Genomic DNA, 18,550 nt, shown 5'->3' on the forward strand with positions numbered 1-18,550 from the left:
GAGAGATTAACCAATCATGAAACGTTTTGGGAAAAGATCCTTCACGCTGCTCCTGCTTTCCTGCTTGATGCTGATCAGCGCCGCTTGCAGCAATTCGCCTACCACCGGGGAGACGACTGCTGCCGCAGGCAGCGAGCCGTCCAAGGAGCCTGTAAAAGTTGTATGGTGGCACTCCATGAGCGGTGAACTCGGCACGGTCGCGGACAAGTTAATCTCCGATTTTAATGCCGCTCACGAAGACATACAGGTAGAGGGCGTATTTCAGGGCACCTACGATGAAAGCCTGAACAAACTCAAAGCTTCCCTGGGCTCAAACAGCGGCCCTACGATGATTCAGGTGTACGAGATCGGCAGCCGTTTCATGATGGATACCAAGGCAATCCGTCCGGTTCAGGACTTTATGGATGCCGAGCAGTACGACATCTCTTCCCTGGAGCCGAATATCAAAAATTACTATACGTTCGACGATAAACTGTACTCGATGCCGTTTAACTCCTCCAACCCGATTCTGTATTACAACAAAGATGCCTTTAAAGCAGCCGGTTTGGACCCTGAGAATCCTCCAAAAACCTATGAGGAGGTAGCGGAAGCAGCAAAAGCCCTGACAAAAGGCAATCAAGCGGGCGCATCCTTCGCCATCTACGGCTGGTTTATGGAGCAATTCCTTGCGAACCAGGGCGTTGAGCTGCTGAATAACGGCAACGGCCGTACATCCCCGGCCACCGCTTCACAGGTTAACAGCCCTGCCGGCGTGAAGACACTGGAATGGTGGAAGCAAATGGTGGATGATAAAGTGCTGCTGAACCTGGGGCGTAAAACGGATGACACCAAAAAAGCTTTTGCAGCCGGACAAATCGCCATGACACTGGACTCCACGGCTTCGCTTCGCGGCATTGTCAGCGCGGCGGAAGGTAAATTCGAAGTCGGTACCGGCTTCCTGCCCAAACCGGCTGACGGCGGCGACGGCGGCGTCATTATCGGCGGTGCCAGCCTCTGGCTGATGAACAACAAATCGGAAGAAGAGCAGCAGGCCGCTTGGGAATTCATGAAGTATTTGGCCGAGCCGCAAACGCAAGCTTACTGGCATGTCAACACCGGCTACTTCCCGGTTACAACCAAAGCCTATGAAGAAGAGCTTGTGAAAGAGAATCTGGAGAAATACCCTCAATTCCAAACAGCCGTGGATCAATTGCATCAAACCACAGCCAATCTGGCAACACAAGGCGCTGTCATGGGGGTATTCCCTGAAGCTCGCCAGCTTACCGAAACGGCCATCGAAGAGGTGCTGAACGGTCAAAAAACACCACAGGAAGCCCTGGACAAAGCTGCTTCGGAAATCAGCTCCAAGATCGAAACCTATAATAAAACAGTAAAATAATAAAAGAGAAATCGTTCGATTCTTTCAACACCCTCCTGCACAGACATTGGACCTATGGGTCCCGATGTTTGGCCGGAGGTTTTTTTTGTGTGAATCTTCATATGCCCGCTACAATCAGCTTGTATGGGGATTAACCCAAGTCACGAAGCCGGGCCAGTGAATACAATGTTACAAAGTGGAGGTGAGTCCATAATGAGAAATCTTCCGTCCACCGTAACAATCCTCTCGGTGCCTTTTGACCGCGGAGCTACCCGGCGGGGAGCCGGTCAGGGACCGAATGCGATATTCGGATCGGGTCTGAAGCGCAAGCTTGACACACTCGGTATCCCCTATCGCGTCGAAGAGCTGGCTGCCCCCCCTGAAATGAAGGATGAGGCACACAATCCTCAATTAAAACATGTGCAGGAAGTATTATCGATCAACGAGTTGCTCGCAGCTCGCGTATACGCCCTGGCAGAGACAGGGGTCTTCCCGCTTGTGCTTGGCGGTGACCATAGCATCGCAATTGGCACACTGGCCGGACTGACCCGGCACCACCGCAATCTGGGGGTCATCTGGCTGGACGCCCATTCCGATCTCAATACGCCGGATACAACGCCATCTGGCAACATCCATGGCATGTCACTGGCTGTCAGCTTGGGTAAAGGCGATACACGGCTGACATCCATAGGCGGTGCAAAATCCCCCATTAAGCCGGAAAATGTGGTGCTCATCGGTTCGCGTTCCCTCGATCAGGGCGAACGGGACCTGATTCGGCAAGAAGGCATTACTTGCTTCACGATGCAGGACATCGACCGCTTGGGCATGTTCCGGGTCATGGAAGAAGCCATCCGCATTACCTCGGCGGGGACGGATGGTGTTCATCTGTCCTTTGATATCGACAGTGTCGATCCCAAAATCGCGCCTGGCACGGGAACGCCGGTTCAGGGCGGACTCAGTTACCGCGAAGCACATCTTGCCATGGAGATGCTGTCTGAATCCGGCATCGTAACCTCAGCCGAATTCGTCGAGAACAATCCGCTGTTGGACCGCGGTCAGACCACGTCCCGACTGCTTGTTGGCTTAATCGCCTCCATGCTGGGCGAAAGCATCTTGTAATCATGAAGCTTCTCACGTCTGCAAGCTTCATGATGAAGTGTCTGCGTCGTGGAACAACTACCTATCAGGGCTTCTTAGACTTCTCCAACCTCTCCGGCTTCTTCAGACTACTAAGGAGGTTACGCCATGGACCCTACAAGGCTTCATATCGAGAAAGCCGAAACGTACGGTGCAAGAAACTACTTCCCCCTTCCCATCGTCATCGCGGAAGCGGAAGGGATTCATATCACGGATGCGGACGGCAAGCGATACATCGACATGTTAAGCGCCTACTCCGCTCTGAACGCAGGCCATCGTCATCCCCGAATCATTCAGGCGCTGAAAGATCAGGCGGATAAGGTGACATTAACCTCACGCGCTTTTCATAACGATCAGTTGGGAGACTTCTACGAGAAGCTGTCCGCATTCACCGGCAAAGGCATGATTCTTCCCATGAATACCGGAGCCGAAGCTGTTGAAACCGCGCTCAAGGCGGCTCGCCGATACGCTTATCGGAACAAAGGCATCCCGGCGGATCAAGCAGAAATTATCGTCTGCGAGGGTAATTTTCACGGCCGTACCCTTACCGTCACCTCGTTCTCCTCATCCAGCGAATACCGGGAGGACTTTGGCCCGTTCACCCCTGGCTTCAACATCATTCCCTATGGGGATTTGGAAGCGCTCGAGCAGGCAATTACACCGTATACTGCCGCTTTTCTTGTCGAGCCGATCCAGGGAGAATCCGGAATTGTCATTCCGCCTGACGGATATCTGAGCGGCGCTATGGAACTGTGCAAACAGCACCACGTCCTTCTGCTCGCCGATGAAATTCAAACCGGCTTCGGCAGAACGGGAAAACGGTTTGCTTGTGACTGGGAGAACGTGGTGCCCGATATGTACATTCTTGGAAAAGCGCTTGGCGGCGGCGTCTTCCCTGTCTCTGCTGTGGCGGCGGAGGCAGATATTCTTGGTGTATTCGAGCCGGGATCCCACGGCTCTACCTTTGGCGGGAATCCACTCGGCTGCGCGGTAGCGATCGCCTCAATGGACGTTTTTGCCGAAGAGGGGCTCGAAGCCAGATCCTTAGAGCTTGGCGAATACTTTCTCCAGCAGCTTCGTTCCATTCGGCATCCCGATGTTAAAGACGTGCGCGGCAGAGGATTATTCATCGGTATGGAGCTGCATGTACCGGCCCGACCCTACTGCGAGAAGCTGAAGGATCTCGGACTGCTCTGCAAGGAAACCCATGAATCGATCATTCGCTTTGCACCGCCGCTCATCATATCGAAACCGGAGCTGGACCAGGCCGTGGAGATCGTACGGCAGGCGTTTACGTGACAACGGATACCTGGCCGCCGCATATGCACCAATAAAAAACAGTTTGTTCACCCGGCCAAGAAGAACGCGGGCGCAACAAACTGTTTTTTCTTATGGGTATCCGTTATCCATTCCGTGCAGGCGCCTAACAAGCAGCACGAATCCGTTGATTCAGCCGGACGTCGGCTTCATTCTTCTTGTGAAGAGGAGCAGCTGAGATACCACGGCAAGCACGGGAAGCTCGATCAGCGGTCCGATGACCAGGGCAAGCGCAATCAGGGGCTGGTCCGGAAAAACTGTCACCGCGATAGCCAGGGCTACCGGAGAGTTTCGGGCAATGATCGTTAAATGTAAACTGACCGAATCCTCATAGGAGAAACGCAGCATTCTGCCTACCAGACTGCCCAGGACGTAATTGACCGTGAAGTAGATCAGGATCGGAACGATAAGAATATAGATCATTTCCAGGTTCTTCAGTAAATACGAGCCCTGAGATGTAAACATCGCCACAATGGCCAAAGACAGAAACATAATCTGTGCTTTGGCAAAGAACGGCACCAGCTTCTGGTCCAGCACCTCCTTCTTTTCCCTCAGCAAAAACCGGGTGAGATGTGCGAGGGTGAACGGCACCACGAGCACCAGCAGCACACTCTCCATGATTGTTGTCATCCGCATCGTTTCAATCGTGCCGGCGAACAGCAGCAGATAGAGCGGCAGCAGCAGCACCTGAAGGATCAGATTGATGGGCAGAACCGATGTGGACAAGGGCACATTGCCTTTTGCAATTGAAGTGAACACCAAATACCAGTCGGTGCAAGGAGTCACCATCAGCATGATGAAGCCTATCCAGAGGGCAGGATAATCCAGACAGCACCCAGCACCCAAGCCAGCAGCGGCGTCCAAATAAAATTAATGATGGTGCTCGACCCTAGAAATCGGATGTTCTTGAAGGCCTGCGTTAATTGCCGCAGCGGTATCGTCAAGAACAATCCATATAACATCAGCAGCAAAAAGGGAACAATCACATATTCCGCATAACCCGAAGCAGCCGGAAGCTGCCCCAACAGCAGCCCGATCCCGACCGCACCCATAATGATCAACGTTTGAAGCTTCTCAAATAAACTCATCCTTCACTCCTTACTTCTTGCTACGGAGTACGAGGCTCCTGCAAATCTTATGGCGGAGTCCTACCGCATTTCCTGTATAATTGATTGTATAATATGGACTTCCAATTCGTAACCCCAAGCGTCATTCGTAAAGGGTCGTTAAGCCTTTCCCCTTCATTTCCGTGAATCACGCTTATCGTATTTTAATCATACACCGACAACATATCGCTCAAGGAGGTTTTTTCATGAGAATCGCTGTTTGCGGAGGCACCGGATTTATAGGCCAAGCATTATGCAAGCGTTGGCTCCAAGACGGGCATGACATTGTCATTGTAACGAGATCGGTTCCGAAATCTCACGCACAAACCGAACATAACGGGCACTTATCCTATCTGACCTGGGATGAGATGAAGTCCAATCCCGAGCGATTTGAGCATCTGGACGCGCTCATCAATCTTGCCGGCTCCTCTCTGAGCCAGCGCTGGACACGGGAGGGCAAACAGAGAATTCTGCAGTCCCGGCAAAAAACCGTATCCTCTGTAGCTGAATTGATGCACAAGTTGGAGCATAAACCAGCGGTCATTGTTCAAGCTTCAGCGATGGCGATTTATGGTACTTCCGAGCACAAAACGTTTGATGAGGAGAGTCCTGCCACCATTATGGATTTCCCGTCCGAGGTTGTATCGGAGTGGGAACAGGCAGCAGACCACATCCCTGTTGACCGGTTAATCAAGCTGCGGATCAGTGTCGTGCTGGGCAATCCAGGCGGGGCACTCCCCAAGATGCTGCTGCCTTACAAAGCGGGCGTCGGCGGTAAGATAGGCAGCGGCAAGCAATGGTTATCTTGGATACATATCAACGATATCGTAGATTTAATTGACTACTGTGTCCGGCACAAGGAAATATCCGGAGCCGTCAATGCCGCTTCGCCGCATGCGGTCAGGAACGATGAATTTGGCAGATGTGTGGCCAAGGTCTATCATCGTCCACATTGGCTCCCCTTGCCTGCCTTTATGCTGCAAGCAATCCTCGGAGAAATGTCCCTCATTCTGTTGAAGGGCCAGCGAATCGTCCCGGCCAAAGCCCTGCGTCACGGCTTTCAGTTTCGCTATGCGGAATTGACGGAAGCGCTGCGCCAGATTAGAGAAAGCTGATAACTCATAAAAAAACAATTGGTTTCCAATTATTGGAAACCAATTGTTTTTTTATACATTTTTTATTGAACCGGAGACAGTTCGCTTTCCGTCACCCATTTATGGTTCTTGACTTCTTCACCCGTGGTTGATGTGAAGTCCACCATATACACCGTCGTTTGTTCCGCAGAATCGATGACCGCAGTTGCGCCCTCCATCCCTTCCATATGGTCCGCGTTAACTACAACCTCCGTACCTGGCTGCAGCGGTTCCTTACCGGCATCCTTCAGCTCTTCTTGAATCACCCATTTATGATTCTTCACTTCGGGACCGCCATTCGTTGGTGTATACGATATCGTGTACACCGTAGTATCATACGCTCCAACAATTGTTGCTTTAGCCCCTTTCATCCCGGGCATATGGTCAGTTTCAATGAGCGCTTGGGTACCAACCGGATAAGTTGGATTCTCTGCCGCCTTCAATCCTTCCGGAACCTCGCCTGAGCCGGAATGGTTCATGCTGCCGTGATCCATCCCGTCCATGCTCCCGGAGGTTTCCTTGCTTGGTGTGCTCTCAGGGTTTGCACCGTCCGTGTTTCCGCAGGCCCCCAATATGAAGATGAGAGATGCTAACACTCCCAGGATGATCGGCTTCCATCGTTTCTTAGCTGACATAAGTATAAACTCCTCTCTAGAATTGAATATTTATAGCATAGCATCTACTTATGAAGAACTTGTGTAGCTGTCTATGCACAACATCACTATACCCATTTTTTCTTTATAACTTATCATTATGATATAAAATAGAGAGACATCGTATTATCCTGTAACTTACATGACCGGCAGATACAAAGCCGTTTTTGAGAAGGAGAAGACTCTCCCATGCTGATTGACAACCATTTATTTGTATCGTTTTATAAACGGGCCAATTCCATCCTGAACCGTACCCTGAACCGTCTTGAACAGCAGGATCTAACCGTTCATATTCACTATTGGGGATTCATGCCGCGTCATTACGACAATACCGAGCATAAACATTCTTTTTTTGAAGCTTGTTATGTATTAACAGGCAGCGGCTCGTATATAGAAGACGCTACAGAGTTCCCCCTTCAACCAGGCACCATGTTTCTCTCCCGGCCAGGCGTCCAGCACCGAATCCGAAGCAAGGAGGGCTTGTCCTTATGCTATGTTGCTTTCGAGCTGGATGAAACTGCACATAACGAGCTCTATGCGGCCGCATTCCGGCTGTTAGCCAAACAGGGCATTCCCGTGCTTCAGGAAGGGCAGCTGCAAGCGCCCGGGCTCCTGTGGCTGTCGCTGTTATCACAGTTTCATTCCGTGGATAAAACCTATTCCCCGCATGTGCTGAACAGCATAGCCACGTCACTGATTTTATCTATTGCTGCAGCCCACGGCCCCGGGTTCTATCAAGAGCCTTCCGGAACCGAGGCCCATGATGAAGGGACCTCGATGTTTCATCAAGCCGAGCTTTTCATCAAGGATAATCTTAACGAGCCGCTGTCGCTTGAGCGGGTGGCGGGCCATCTCCACATCACAACCCGTCATTTGACACGGCTGTTTCGCAAATACGGTCATCAATCCTTTGTCCATTATGTGCAGGAGCAGCGCGTGCAGAAGGCGAAACACCTGCTTCTGAATACGGACCGGCAGATTAAAGAGATTGCTGTATTTTGCGGATTCGAGTCCGTACACTACTTCACACGGGTGTTTACGTCCAAGATTGGCGTGACCCCCGCCCGGTTCCGACGCTCGCAGTTTTCTGAGGGTCGCTATGACTCCGAGTTCTAGCATTTCTCCACCGATGTCCTGATCGTACAAAAACACTTCCTCTTTTTATAAAGACGTATCCTCCCTTGCCTTCTACAATGAAGTCGTAACCAGACAATCCGAAGGGAGGATACATCCATCCATGACATCTGCAACTGCCTTTCAATCACATCCAATCAACCATTTGGACTTTCGCAAGGAACCCCTGTTTATGAAGTATGGGGCAGACGCTTGGTGCTCTCTTATCCTATCCGCCTATAACATGAAGTCGCAGCAAGAGATGCCAGGAAAACCCGGAATCTTTGTAACTTTCGATGGAACTCACGGTGCTCATTTCGATCAATTGCTGGTCGAGCTTCAGCAAATCTGTGACCAAGAGGGGATCCCCTTCCTGAGTGATTCCACGTCCTATTATGTAAAATCCGAGGCCGAGCTCCGAGCCGAGATGGCGCCTTATCTGACCGATAACCGGGCGTTCGGCTATAAGGCAGTTGATGTCAGACCCAGTCAATATTTTCAGCATAATGCAAGGGAATCCTTAAAAAAAAGCGCGCTCGAATTTGAAACAAAAAAAGGCATTTACGTTGTATACGGACCCGGCGCCTCCATGCTGGCGGACAGAGATCCCGATCTCCGCTTCTATGCCGACTATTCCCGCGAGAACCAGCAGCGGCGACACGCCCAGCATATGGGCAGCTTCGGCTTGGGCATGAGTCACGACAAGGTTGAGACGTACAAGAACTGTTTATTTCTCGAATGGCCTGTTTGGGAAACTTACCGCCGCGACTGGTTAGCTTATTATGCCCAGCATGAGGATAAGAAGGCGTTCTACATGGACTTGAATCACCCGGATGAGCCGGTGTGGCTGCCTGTAGCAGCCTTGAAGGAAGTACTGCACAAAACCGGTCGGCAGCCGTTTCGGGTCAAGCCGTTTTTTGCCCCCGGGATTTGGGGCGGTCAATACTTGAAGGAATTATGCGGCCTTCCCGAAGAATGGCCAAACTGCGCCTGGAGCTTTGAACCCATCGCTCCCGAGAATACACTGCTGCTGCGGGTTCAGGACGTCACCCTGGAAATTCCCTTCACCCTGTTGATGGAGGCATCGCCCCATGACATATTGGGACAGCGGAATGTCGAGTTATTCGGCGATTACTTTCCGATCCGGTTTGACTATCTGGATACGATGCAAGGCGGGCAATTATCACTTCAGGTGCATCCGCTGCAAGAGTATGCCGAATCGCAGTTCAATGAGCATATGACACAGCAGGAGTCCTATTACATCATGCGCAATACCCCTGGAGCCAAGGTGTATCTGGGACTGAAGGAAGGAATAACCGGCGGACAGCTGCTTGAAGCGGTGGAGAATGCCCACCTTCACGAACAACCGCTTGAACTCTCCTCCTACGTTAACGAATATGAATCGCAGACGGGGGATCTCTATCTCATTCCGCCGGGAACGGTGCACTGCTCCGGCAAAGATAATCTGGTGCTCGAAATTTCCTCAACCACCTGGTGGTTCACTTTCAAAATATACGATTATTTGCGGCTCGATGGGGACGGCAGGCCTCGTCCGATGAACCCTGATCATGCACGCCGCAACATCAACGATGCCATGAATACTTCAGCCGTAGAACACGGGCTTATTGCCCGGCCAACGCTCATCAGCAGGCAAGGTCAGAGCACGCTGGAACTGCTAGGCCAACGGGAGGATCTTCTCTTTCAGGTCAGCAGGCTGTCCCTGCACGATACGTGGAACGCAGACACACACGGGGAATTTATCATGTACAACCTCGTGGAGGGTGAACGCGTCCGCCTTATCCCGGCAGCAGACGAGGATGCTGCCGTTGAGTGGGGCTACGGGGAGTCCTACATCGTCCCGGCATGTGTGGGCGAGTATCGTCTGGAGAACCTCTCCGGCTCTCCCTGCACGCTGATCGCCGCCCGAGTCAATCCGGAGTGGAGCCTTCCCCTGCTTCCGCCTTCTTGGACTTCCGGAGAGGAGAATTTCCATGCCCTGCGATGATGGAGCAGATCACCCAAGCGAGCCGTTTCCTGCCCGAATCACCATCACGCTTGATGCCGGCGGCACATTCCTGAAAGGGGCACTCATCGTGAACGGGGCGTTTCTTCCCGGTTCGTTCCTTACCTGGCCGTCGAAGTCTCAGGGCTCGGCAAGCGATACGATCTTCAGCTTTGCCAATGCCTGCCGGGAGCTGCTAAACGTATTTGCCTCCACCTGCAGACCATTGGATTATCACGATTCGATCCGAATCGGTTTTGCTTTTCCCGGACCTTTCGATTATGCAGAAGGCATCGCCCTCCTTCAGGGTGTCGGCAAATATGAATCGCTCTACAGATTGTCGGTGCGCGACCTGCTCCGAACGGAATTCCAGAAGCAGAAGAGCTTATTCCCGGGCATCATGACCAATCGTTTAACCGCAGCCAATATCCGGTTCGGCAATGATGCCTTCATGTTCGGGCTTGGCGCCAGTATCCGGTTTCCGTCCGAGCGGTTAATATGCCTTACGCTCGGCACAGGCCTTGGGTCAGCCTTTATAGAGAATGGGCAGATCATCGCTGGCAGGAACAGGATTCCTGACAGCGGAATGCTGTTTGCCGAACCCTACCGGAATCATACGGTGGACCGTTATTTTGGGAGAAGGGGCATTCTGAATTTGGCTAGCGAGCGGGGACTGCTCGTGGACGGAATGGATGTAGCCGATCTTGCAGAAGCGGCTGCACGCGGTCACAAGCAAGCTAAAGACCTGTTCCGCGAATACGGTTGCAGGCTGGGAGAGATGCTGCTGCCTTATATAGCTGACTTTAAACCCCACCGCCTGGTACTCGGGGGGCAAATCTCAGGCAGTTTTCCCTTATGGGAAAGGGATATACAGCTGGCTTTAGGCCAATATGCCATCCCCATTCTCACTCTCGAGGATGGAATCAGCGCTGTGTTTAACGGCATAGAGGGAATTTTTGTAGATGGATAGCCACACATACGTCCCACTTCATAAATAGGAGGTTACTGTTACATGAACTTATCAAACCAAGGTGATCCCAGACCCGCTCGTCCCTGGACCATTTATGCCATCCATCATTCCCACACGGATATCGGTTACACCGAGCGCCAGGAGAGGATCGAGCAGTACCACGTTGACTTTATTCGCCAGGCGGTCGGCATCGCAGAAGCCGCACATCGCGGGGAGCGTCCGGATTGGAGCTCATTCCGCTGGACCTGCGAAACCTTCTGGGCCGTGGAGAAATTTCTGGAAGCGGCCTCTCCCGAAGAGAAAGAAGCTTTTCAGCAAGCTGTCATCCGAGGCGATATTGAGCTGTCGGGAACTTATCTGAACATGACCGAGCTCCCGGACTTTGACCTCCTGAAGCGCAACCACGGGAAGGCTCAGCAGTACGCGAAATCCATCGGACACCGAATCGACAGCGCCATGACAGCTGATATTAACGGCTACGGATGGGGATATGCCGACAGCCTGCTGCAGAATAACATTGAGCACCTGTTCTCCTGCATCCACACGCATCACGGCATGTATCCGCTGGGTCGCAAGCAGACCCCATTCTGGTGGGAAAGTCCGGAGGGCGGCAAGCTGCTTGTATGGAACGGCGAACATTACATGTTTGGCAACGAGCTCGGATTCTGTCCGGATGCACTCGGCAAATACATCATCAAAGACGAATTCCAGCATAACCTGATGGAGCCTGAACATCGCCACAACAACATCGCTTCATTACGGATTAACCGATATTTATGGAATCTGGAACAAGAATCCTATCCCTATTCCTTCGTTCCGATCATGGTGTCCGGTCTTGGGACGGATAATGCATCTCCAAATGCGGACATTGCGGAATGGATGACCAGTTGGAATGAGCAGAACGGTGACCGCATTACGATTAAGTTGGCTACCCTCTCCGAATTTTTTGCGGATCTGAAGCAGGAGGACTTATCCGAGCTGCCGGTGCACCGGGGCGACTGGCCGGATTGGTGGACGGACGGTGTTGCCTCCACGGCGATGCATACTCAAATTTACCGCGATGCCCAGCGCACGCTTCGCAAAGTGAAGCGGCTGGATCCGGCTTCCGAAATGGTAAGCCCCGCCGAGATCGATGATGCTGCACAAGCACTAACTATGTACGCAGAGCATACGTGGGGTTATCATTCCTCCGTGTATGAGCCATGGCATCCGCAGGTCCAAATGCTGGAGGTTCGGAAGCAAGCCTATGCAGCTGAAGCAAGCAAGCTGGCATACCGGGCTTTGGATAAAGCGCTGGTTGCCCGTCAGGGTGCGCTTCTGGCCCCCCATCGCCCTCTGCGGTATGAGGTGATCAATACAGAGCCCGCCACAGCCACACTGCAGGTCGCTATTCCGCTCGATGGCTGGGAGAACGTCATCTTGAAGAGGAAGTTCGAGCTTATCGATGAATCGAACGGACAGTCGCTCCCGTATCAGCTGACGCACACAGGCGCACTCGCAGCCGAGCTGACGCTAACGCCGGGTGAATCCCGCACGCTGTCGATCCACCCGCTCGAAACGGCAGAGGTCGGCTCTCCTTCCGGGAACATGGTGACTGCGCGCAACACCGAGCCAATTGCTTGTGAAGGAATCGCCGACATTCGCTTGGAGCCTCTGGTCCCTTATCCGGTCATTGTGGGTGAGAGCTTCATCGAATCGGATTCGTTCCGCATCGAATGGGAGATCAACACGGGCATTACGGCTTGGATCGACAAGACACGTTCAACCGATCTGCTGGATGATGCACGCCGGCATGGGCCGTTCACGCCGGTTTACGAGGTCACGCCTGCACAGGATGAGCACAGCCCTTCCCAGATATGCGCTACCCGTGCCCGCATGGGCCGCAACCGGAAGGGCACCCATGTGCAGCGCGATGCCGGGCGCCTGATTCGCGTCAACGTGCTCGACAATGGCCCGCTGTTTGCTCTGATCGAGCTGGTCTTCGAAGTGAAGGGGCTCAGCTACTATGCCCTCCACATCAAGCTGTTTGCGAATCAGCCTCGTGCCGAGGTGTCCGTCCGCTTCCACAAGGACAGTGTCTGGCTCCCCGAAAACGTATATGTGGCACTTCCATTCTCCATGGGTCCCGAAGCGGAGCTTTATGTTGAAAAAGCCGGCTGCCACATCCGTCCATGGAAGGATCAAATTCCGGGAAGCTGCATCGATTACACCAGTGCCCAAGAGGGCATATTCTGGCACTCTGCCCAAGACCGGGAAGCGCTCGCTGTATCGATGACAGACACGCCGCTTGTGCAGTTGGGAACGCTGGAGCATACGCCGCGCCAGCTCCATACCATGCAATCGGCGGACAGCCGGCCTTACACGTATGCGTGGATATTGACCAACTACTGGGAAACCAACTTCAAAGCCACGCTCGGCGGCTTCTATGAGTTCCGATATGCGGTAGAGCGGCATCACGGGATCGACCCGCAACAGGCCAAGGAGGCTCTGCATGCTTCAACCGGACAATTTACGATTCATCGGATAAAATAATCATATATGAAAAACAGCTGCCTTGAATTCAAGGTAGCTGTTCTCATTATATATAGGGAGAATCAACGTGTACGGACCCCTGTTCATTTTTCCGAATCCTGACTCCTCAGCGGTCTCGATCCGTTGAACCCTGTGTACCCCGTTATCCCTTTGATCAAAACCAACAGAAGCCTGAATGATCAGACTTCTCAGAATAACAGTCGCAGACTGTTTTTACGTGTTGACACCGAACCCCCTGGAAGTTTCTACGTCCAAGCCCACATAAATCCGTCACGATCCCAGGCAATGCGGCCGCCATGCAGTTTGCGGAATGCCTTCTTCACTTCCTTGGACAGCGAGGCATTTCCGTTCTCGTTAACAAAAACAAACTCCTCACCGAAGTGCTCGCTTACATACCGTATGGCCTCGGTCTGATACAAATTGCCTGTGAATCTGATTTCCTCGACCATCCATTCGGCCACCTGCTGTGCTGTAAATGCCATATTACATCTTTCCCTTCCTTCATGCGTCCACTTATTATAACAGAACTGAACCCATACACACACGAAAGGCCGCCGTACTTCTCGTTGCCCCTCACCCTCGATAGAATTCCGAAGCACATGGTTAGATGTGATATGTGCCGTTTGTTTAATGATTTCCTATTTTGACCGGCAATCCCGTTTCAGCAGACTGCAAAGCTGCATATGTAATCTCCATTGTGCGGACGGCATCCTCATAAGAGGATAGGATTCCTGAAGTTTCGCCTGTGCGTACCGCATGAATAAATGCTTCGTTCTCCCGTTGATATGGGTTGGCCGCATTCCGGTATTCCGTTCTCCTGCCTTGTTCATTAACGATCAGCCTGTCTGCTCTGATGTCAAGACTCCCCTGTTCCGTATAGATAACCAAGCCTACCTTCTCCGATTCTGGCAAAATACAGGTATTGGAGATGGCTGCCACTGCCCCGCTCTTTAACTTCAGTGTAGCGGTTCCCACATCGTGAACGCTTACATTATCATGCATATCCTTCATCGCTCTATGGGCAAAGGCCGCATACACTTCATCCACTTCCCCCAGCAGGCAGCGCAGCAGGTCCACCATATGCGTGGTTTGTTCTATGAATTGTCCTCCAGAGCCTTCCTGTTGTCTCCACCAATACACCTGCGGCATATCACCCATCCAGTAGCCAAGAGCCATGCCGATCTTTCGGCTTTCCAGCAGCTCAGCTGCTTTGATGGCAGCGTCCGTATAACGAAAATGATAACCGACTGACGTCATTAGCCCTGACTTCTTCACCCCTTGCGCAATCTTCTTCGGGATTTCGAGATTCGTGCCAAGCGGCTTCTCGACCATAAACGGAATATGCCGATCCACAAGCAGAGACTCTATCTCCCCATGCGCAAAGGGTGGAACACAGATATAAACAGCATCCGGCTTGCTATCATCCAGCATCTGCTCAACGTTCGCATACGCTTTGGCAGAGCTGTATCCTTCTATCGCTTGGTCTGCCTTATCCTGGCTTGTTCCGACAAAGGCAGCAACACTCACTCCGTCCATGTCGGATAAAATACGGGCATGCATCTTGCTAAACCAGCCGGTGCCGATGATTCCTACGTTCAATGCCATATGATTCCTAGACCTCCTCCTGAATTAGAAACGCAATGGTTTTCCTCTCATCGATTGATAAAATAAACCCAGCAGCGAACATAACAAACATCAGAATGTTGGCCATGCTATCAACCGCTGTGGAGCTGATGTCTTCAGATTACATCAAATGGACCTGCGTTCCAATGATAATCATAAAGATAATATCTGCAGACCCTATCCATGAAAAAAGGATGCAAAAAATAAAAGCAGCCGGTACATCGTGTGTACTTGGTTTGAACGTTAGATGTAGCTGTCCAGCGTGGAGGGAGTGAAGCCCCGTCCAAGTCCTTTATCATAAAAAAACTGCCCCCCGTTCACTGTAACGGGAGCAGTTGCTGTATGTTATTTAAAAATCATCCATATAACAATGAATGCAATTAAGGATGCCAGATAGATGATGAGCAGCTTCGTGAGATTGGTCTTGGTTTTCCGTTCATAATTCGGATTAGCCTTCTTATTCTCTTGTGATAACCCTACAAGAAGTGTTGATACTCCTCCAATTAATGCCAGCGCAATGACAATAATGTACATAACCAACCCCAAACAACCCCATTCAATTATTCATTATATAGAATCTGCTATTGACCCGAGGCACCAGGATCAACATCATGCATCATAACTTGTTCGTTCAGCCTCATTATAATGAACAAACGTTTAATGCACACCATCCAATTTCGCGCCAGTTCGGACCATCCAATTGGTCCTTCAGCCACCATCCATTTCATTGTATCCTAAATCACGTGTGATCATCCGATTCAGCCTGTCCAGTGCCTCTTCGGCTTCAGGCATTGGAAAAAGAGGCCAGACATGCATCATATGTTCATACTCCCAATACTCGGTATCAACACCCTCATCATCCAATCGATCACGCAGCAGCCGGGCATCCGGCAGCAGGGAATCATCGGTCCCGATCAGGATCACCGTGCTTGGCAGGTTCTTCATATCGCCGAACAATGGACTGACCGCAGGATCGTCCATGGGCAGATTCCCTGCATACATCCTTCCGACTGCTCCAAGACCAGCCGGCTGCAGGAAGACATCCCGCTGCGGTATGCCGAGTTTGGCAATCTGCGGATTGTCCATGGCGACGTCCACCCAAGGTGCAATCAGAATTAATCGCTTGGGCGTAAGTGGCGTCTCCTTGAATCCTTGGGCAACGTTCAGCGCTAATGCGCCGCCAGCCGAATCCCCCATCAGAAATACCGGACTCTGGGCCTTAGGGCAGACAAACTTATAATATTCGCGCATCAGCTCAGTCAGATCCCCTGCTTCTATGCTTGGCACGGTCGGATAGTTGGGCATATATATCGATAATCCGGTTAATTTCGTCCACTGTTTAACAAAAGCAAAATGAGGCGGGAGAATTTCTTCGATATAGGCGCCGCCGTGCAAATATAGGACCGTTCCCTTATCCCTAGCACCATGCGATATATAATAGTTCATACTCAAACCACTTTCGCTCTGGAAAGATCGCATTTCAAATCCTTCCTGCTCGCCGGTAAGGGCGGGATAAGGAGGCATGGTAGCGATATACTGCCGAATTGCCTTGGCATCCTCCCATTTATGATGAAATCCCTCGGCCGTCAGTTTCTGTTTGATAGCTATGCTTTCTTTACTCGGCATCTGGTCCAATCCCCTTTTGTTTGTGTTATTAATCGTATGTAAGTCCATCTATCCTCAATATTATCACTGCACATTGCACCCGGGCTGTAGCAATTGATACAAGAACAACGAGCAGCAAAGAAGCCTCGCCTTTCACAAATGAAAGCGAGGCTCCTTGGTTTGATTATTCTATTTTGCTCTTGTGAGCGATTGGGAAAGCTCCGTAAATATAACCCCGAGCGCATGTGCCCCGGCGTCCGGGTAGCCGATGCTCCGCTCGCCGACGGTTCCGGCTCTTCCCATGCGAGCTACGAGGGCCTCCGTGCTTTTTGCACCCTCCACGGCTGCCCGTGCCGCTTGAACGCCGGCAGCCAACAGATTCTCCCCGTCATGCGCGCTAACTCTCCAAGCCTCAGCATACGGAATGAGTGCGTCCATCAGCGTCTTATCCCCCACAACTGCCCCTCTTCCAAAGGATCTTTCACCCGTGTCCTGTATTCCTTGAACCACGGCTTCCATCATCTCGGCGATTTCAGCTATGGACAGCTCCTTCTTATGCAACGCATATTTGCCCGCCGCCCGAAAGGCAGAACCCCAGATCGGACCGGATGCGCCGCCGCAATGCTCCATGATAATCAGTGAACAGGCGTTCAAGAAACTTCCGATATCAGCGGCCTCGGATATAAGCTCCTCCCATTCGGCTTTGAGTTGCTTGAATCCCTTGGCAACACTCATACCAAAATCACCGTCACCGGCGTGCGCATCCAGTTCACAGAACGGGACTTCGTTCGCAATAATGACCTCACTCATTTTGTCTATCAAGTAGATGATGTTGTTCAGTGACAATTGATCGTCCGAAACGGCAGCATACTCTTCATGTGTCACCATGTTGTAGGATTCCGGCTGCTTCTTATGCCGGGATTCCTCTAGAACATCGTGAAATACGACAGGCTCTAGCGGTCCTCGTGTTACGAGTGCAGGCGTGTCACATGGCTCGCCCAGCAAATATTTCAGCTGGTCCGTCAATTTCATGATGGAGACCGAAGCGCCTACCATATCGATGCTTGTCATGTAATTGCCGACAAAGACTTTAAGCACCGTAACGTTCCGCTGATTTAATTCCCGCATGACAGAACGGTTCAAGAGATACAGCTCCTGCAGCGGGGTGCCCCCGAAGCCGTTGACCAATACGGCAACTTCCTGCGGGCTATCACCGTTTACTTGCAGACTTTCCAGCAGCTCCGCTACCATTCTCCGTGCCAGCTCGTCAGCCGGAATCAGCTGCTCACGGCGGATTCCAGGCTCGCCGTGAATGCCTACGCCATACTCCATTTCCTGCTCGCCAATGGAGAAAGTCGGCGTCCCCTTGGCAGGCACCGTGCAGGACGTGAACGCACAGCCAATGCTTTTGACATTATCGATGGCATGCTGAGCCGCTTCTTTAACCTGCTCCAGCGACATGCCGGCCTCTGCGGCCGCACCCGCTATTTTATGTACCAAAACCGTGCCCGCGACCCCTCTTTTTCCTACGGTGTACAGGCTGTCTTCAACCGCGATGTCATCGTCAACCTTCACATAGTCGACTTGAATGCCATCTTCATTCGCCAGATAGGCGGCATTCTTGAAATTCATCATATCTCCGCTGTAGTTCTTAATAATCAACAGGGTGCCCTTCCGACTGGCCGATGCCCGGATTGCCTGATACACCTGAATTTGGGATGGAGATGCAAACACATCGCCGCAAACCGCGACGTCCAGCATGCCCTTGCCGATAAAACCCGCATCCGCAGGCTCATGCCCGCTCCCCCCGCCACTGATCAAGGTTACTTTGTCCTGGTTCATGTTTTTCTTTTGGATAAAGGTATGCATATGATGAAATTCCAACTCTGGATGAGCCATGACGAAGCCGCTGCACATCTCTCTGACGAGGGTTTCCGGTTTGTTCATGATTTTCTTCATAATTATCGCATCCTTACGATTTGGAGTGGTTGATTTAGAGCAG

General features: G+C 51.8%; 14 protein-coding genes and 1 pseudogene. 8 read left to right on the plus strand and 7 right to left on the minus strand.

What is annotated here, in order from left to right:
* The first annotated feature begins 16 nt into the window (after positions 1-16).
* The 3 genes from B9D94_RS19005 to B9D94_RS19015 all read left to right on the plus strand — a co-directional run bounded on the left by B9D94_RS19005 (position 17) and on the right by B9D94_RS19015 (position 3,793).
* A complete protein-coding gene (locus B9D94_RS19005; protein WP_006209274.1) occupies positions 17-1,378 on the plus strand; it encodes an ABC transporter substrate-binding protein in 1,362 nt (453 codons plus the stop codon).
* Positions 1,379-1,570: 192 nt separating this feature from the next.
* Positions 1,571-2,476, plus strand: coding sequence for an arginase (rocF, locus tag B9D94_RS19010; RefSeq protein WP_036636648.1), 906 nt, complete (start codon positions 1,571-1,573; stop codon positions 2,474-2,476).
* A gap of 126 nt (positions 2,477-2,602) precedes the next feature.
* On the plus strand, positions 2,603-3,793 hold the full coding sequence (locus tag B9D94_RS19015; RefSeq protein ID WP_148247707.1) for an ornithine--oxo-acid transaminase: 1,191 nt from the start codon (positions 2,603-2,605) through the stop codon (positions 3,791-3,793).
* 150 nt (positions 3,794-3,943) lie between these two features.
* Here B9D94_RS19015 and B9D94_RS19020 read toward each other — a convergent pair.
* A pseudogene (locus tag B9D94_RS19020) lies at positions 3,944-4,899 on the minus strand (arsenic resistance protein).
* 224 nt (positions 4,900-5,123) lie between these two features.
* On the opposite strand from B9D94_RS19020, the gene B9D94_RS19025 reads away from it, so the two are divergent.
* The gene (locus tag B9D94_RS19025; RefSeq protein ID WP_063479054.1) at positions 5,124-6,032 is read left to right on the plus strand and encodes a TIGR01777 family oxidoreductase; all 909 of its coding nucleotides are present in this window, start codon (positions 5,124-5,126) and stop codon (positions 6,030-6,032) included.
* 62 nt (positions 6,033-6,094) lie between these two features.
* Here the strand turns inward: B9D94_RS19025 and B9D94_RS19030 are convergent, their stop codons facing one another.
* Complete coding sequence (locus B9D94_RS19030; RefSeq protein WP_006209269.1) at positions 6,095-6,685, minus strand: YdhK family protein; 591 nt, start codon at positions 6,683-6,685, stop codon at positions 6,095-6,097.
* A 207-nt stretch (positions 6,686-6,892) separates the two neighbouring features.
* On the opposite strand from B9D94_RS19030, the gene B9D94_RS19035 reads away from it, so the two are divergent.
* The 4 genes from B9D94_RS19035 to B9D94_RS19050 all read left to right on the plus strand — a co-directional run bounded on the left by B9D94_RS19035 (position 6,893) and on the right by B9D94_RS19050 (position 13,320).
* Positions 6,893-7,819: an AraC family transcriptional regulator gene (locus B9D94_RS19035; RefSeq protein ID WP_148247708.1), complete on the plus strand. Its 927-nt coding sequence runs from the start codon at positions 6,893-6,895 to the stop codon at positions 7,817-7,819.
* A gap of 121 nt (positions 7,820-7,940) precedes the next feature.
* Positions 7,941-9,821 (plus strand): class I mannose-6-phosphate isomerase, encoded by a 1,881-nt coding sequence (locus B9D94_RS19040; RefSeq protein ID WP_148247709.1) that lies wholly within the window; start codon positions 7,941-7,943, stop codon positions 9,819-9,821.
* The gene (locus B9D94_RS19045) at positions 9,808-10,788 is read left to right on the plus strand and encodes an ROK family protein (protein WP_148247710.1); all 981 of its coding nucleotides are present in this window, start codon (positions 9,808-9,810) and stop codon (positions 10,786-10,788) included. Before B9D94_RS19040 ends, B9D94_RS19045 begins: the two co-directional genes overlap by 14 nt.
* Positions 10,789-10,830: 42 nt before the next feature.
* Positions 10,831-13,320 carry a glycoside hydrolase family 38 N-terminal domain-containing protein gene (locus B9D94_RS19050; protein WP_148247711.1) on the plus strand — a complete coding sequence of 830 codons (2,490 nt, stop codon included), beginning with the start codon at positions 10,831-10,833 and terminating at the stop codon, positions 13,318-13,320.
* A gap of 245 nt (positions 13,321-13,565) precedes the next feature.
* Here the strand turns inward: B9D94_RS19050 and B9D94_RS19055 are convergent, their stop codons facing one another.
* The 5 genes from B9D94_RS19055 to dhaK form a co-directional block, all read right to left on the minus strand.
* The gene (locus tag B9D94_RS19055; RefSeq protein ID WP_006209264.1) at positions 13,566-13,802 is read right to left on the minus strand and encodes a DUF6953 family protein; all 237 of its coding nucleotides are present in this window, start codon (positions 13,800-13,802) and stop codon (positions 13,566-13,568) included.
* Between the two features lie 145 nt (positions 13,803-13,947).
* On the minus strand, positions 13,948-14,925 hold the full coding sequence (locus B9D94_RS19060; protein WP_006209263.1) for a Gfo/Idh/MocA family protein: 978 nt from the start codon (positions 14,923-14,925) through the stop codon (positions 13,948-13,950).
* A 363-nt stretch (positions 14,926-15,288) separates the two neighbouring features.
* Positions 15,289-15,477, minus strand: coding sequence for a hypothetical protein (locus tag B9D94_RS19065; RefSeq protein ID WP_148248819.1), 189 nt, complete (start codon positions 15,475-15,477; stop codon positions 15,289-15,291).
* Positions 15,478-15,651: 174 nt separating this feature from the next.
* Positions 15,652-16,569 (minus strand): alpha/beta hydrolase fold domain-containing protein, encoded by a 918-nt coding sequence (locus tag B9D94_RS19070; RefSeq protein ID WP_148247712.1) that lies wholly within the window; start codon positions 16,567-16,569, stop codon positions 15,652-15,654.
* Between the two features lie 168 nt (positions 16,570-16,737).
* Positions 16,738-18,507 carry a dihydroxyacetone kinase subunit DhaK gene (dhaK, locus tag B9D94_RS19075; RefSeq protein WP_148247713.1) on the minus strand — a complete coding sequence of 590 codons (1,770 nt, stop codon included), beginning with the start codon at positions 18,505-18,507 and terminating at the stop codon, positions 16,738-16,740.
* Between the last annotated feature and the right edge of the window lie 43 nt (positions 18,508-18,550).

The sequence above is a fragment of the Paenibacillus sp. Cedars genome (assembly GCF_003184205.1).
GTDB classification, from domain to species: domain Bacteria; phylum Bacillota; class Bacilli; order Paenibacillales; family Paenibacillaceae; genus Paenibacillus_AQ; species Paenibacillus_AQ glucanolyticus.

Bases quoted from the DNA above. Each gene is read 5' to 3' on its own strand.
- B9D94_RS19060 (WP_006209263.1), bottom strand. From the start codon at position 14,925: ATGGCATTGAACGTAGGAATCATCGGCACCGGCTGGTTTAGCAAGATG.
- B9D94_RS19040 (WP_148247709.1), top strand. From the start codon at position 7,941: ATGACATCTGCAACTGCCTTTCAATCACATCCAATCAACCATTTGGAC.
- B9D94_RS19005 (WP_006209274.1), top strand. From the start codon at position 17: ATGAAACGTTTTGGGAAAAGATCCTTCACGCTGCTCCTGCTTTCCTGC.
- rocF (WP_036636648.1), top strand. From the start codon at position 1,571: ATGAGAAATCTTCCGTCCACCGTAACAATCCTCTCGGTGCCTTTTGAC.
- B9D94_RS19050 (WP_148247711.1), top strand. From the start codon at position 10,831: ATGAACTTATCAAACCAAGGTGATCCCAGACCCGCTCGTCCCTGGACC.
- dhaK (WP_148247713.1), bottom strand. From the start codon at position 18,507: ATGAAGAAAATCATGAACAAACCGGAAACCCTCGTCAGAGAGATGTGC.
- B9D94_RS19030 (WP_006209269.1), bottom strand. From the start codon at position 6,685: ATGTCAGCTAAGAAACGATGGAAGCCGATCATCCTGGGAGTGTTAGCA.
- B9D94_RS19065 (WP_148248819.1), bottom strand. From the start codon at position 15,477: ATGTACATTATTGTCATTGCGCTGGCATTAATTGGAGGAGTATCAACA.
- B9D94_RS19025 (WP_063479054.1), top strand. From the start codon at position 5,124: ATGAGAATCGCTGTTTGCGGAGGCACCGGATTTATAGGCCAAGCATTA.
- B9D94_RS19070 (WP_148247712.1), bottom strand. From the start codon at position 16,569: ATGCCGAGTAAAGAAAGCATAGCTATCAAACAGAAACTGACGGCCGAG.
- B9D94_RS19055 (WP_006209264.1), bottom strand. From the start codon at position 13,802: ATGGCATTTACAGCACAGCAGGTGGCCGAATGGATGGTCGAGGAAATC.
- B9D94_RS19045 (WP_148247710.1), top strand. From the start codon at position 9,808: ATGCCCTGCGATGATGGAGCAGATCACCCAAGCGAGCCGTTTCCTGCC.
- B9D94_RS19035 (WP_148247708.1), top strand. From the start codon at position 6,893: ATGCTGATTGACAACCATTTATTTGTATCGTTTTATAAACGGGCCAAT.
- B9D94_RS19015 (WP_148247707.1), top strand. From the start codon at position 2,603: ATGGACCCTACAAGGCTTCATATCGAGAAAGCCGAAACGTACGGTGCA.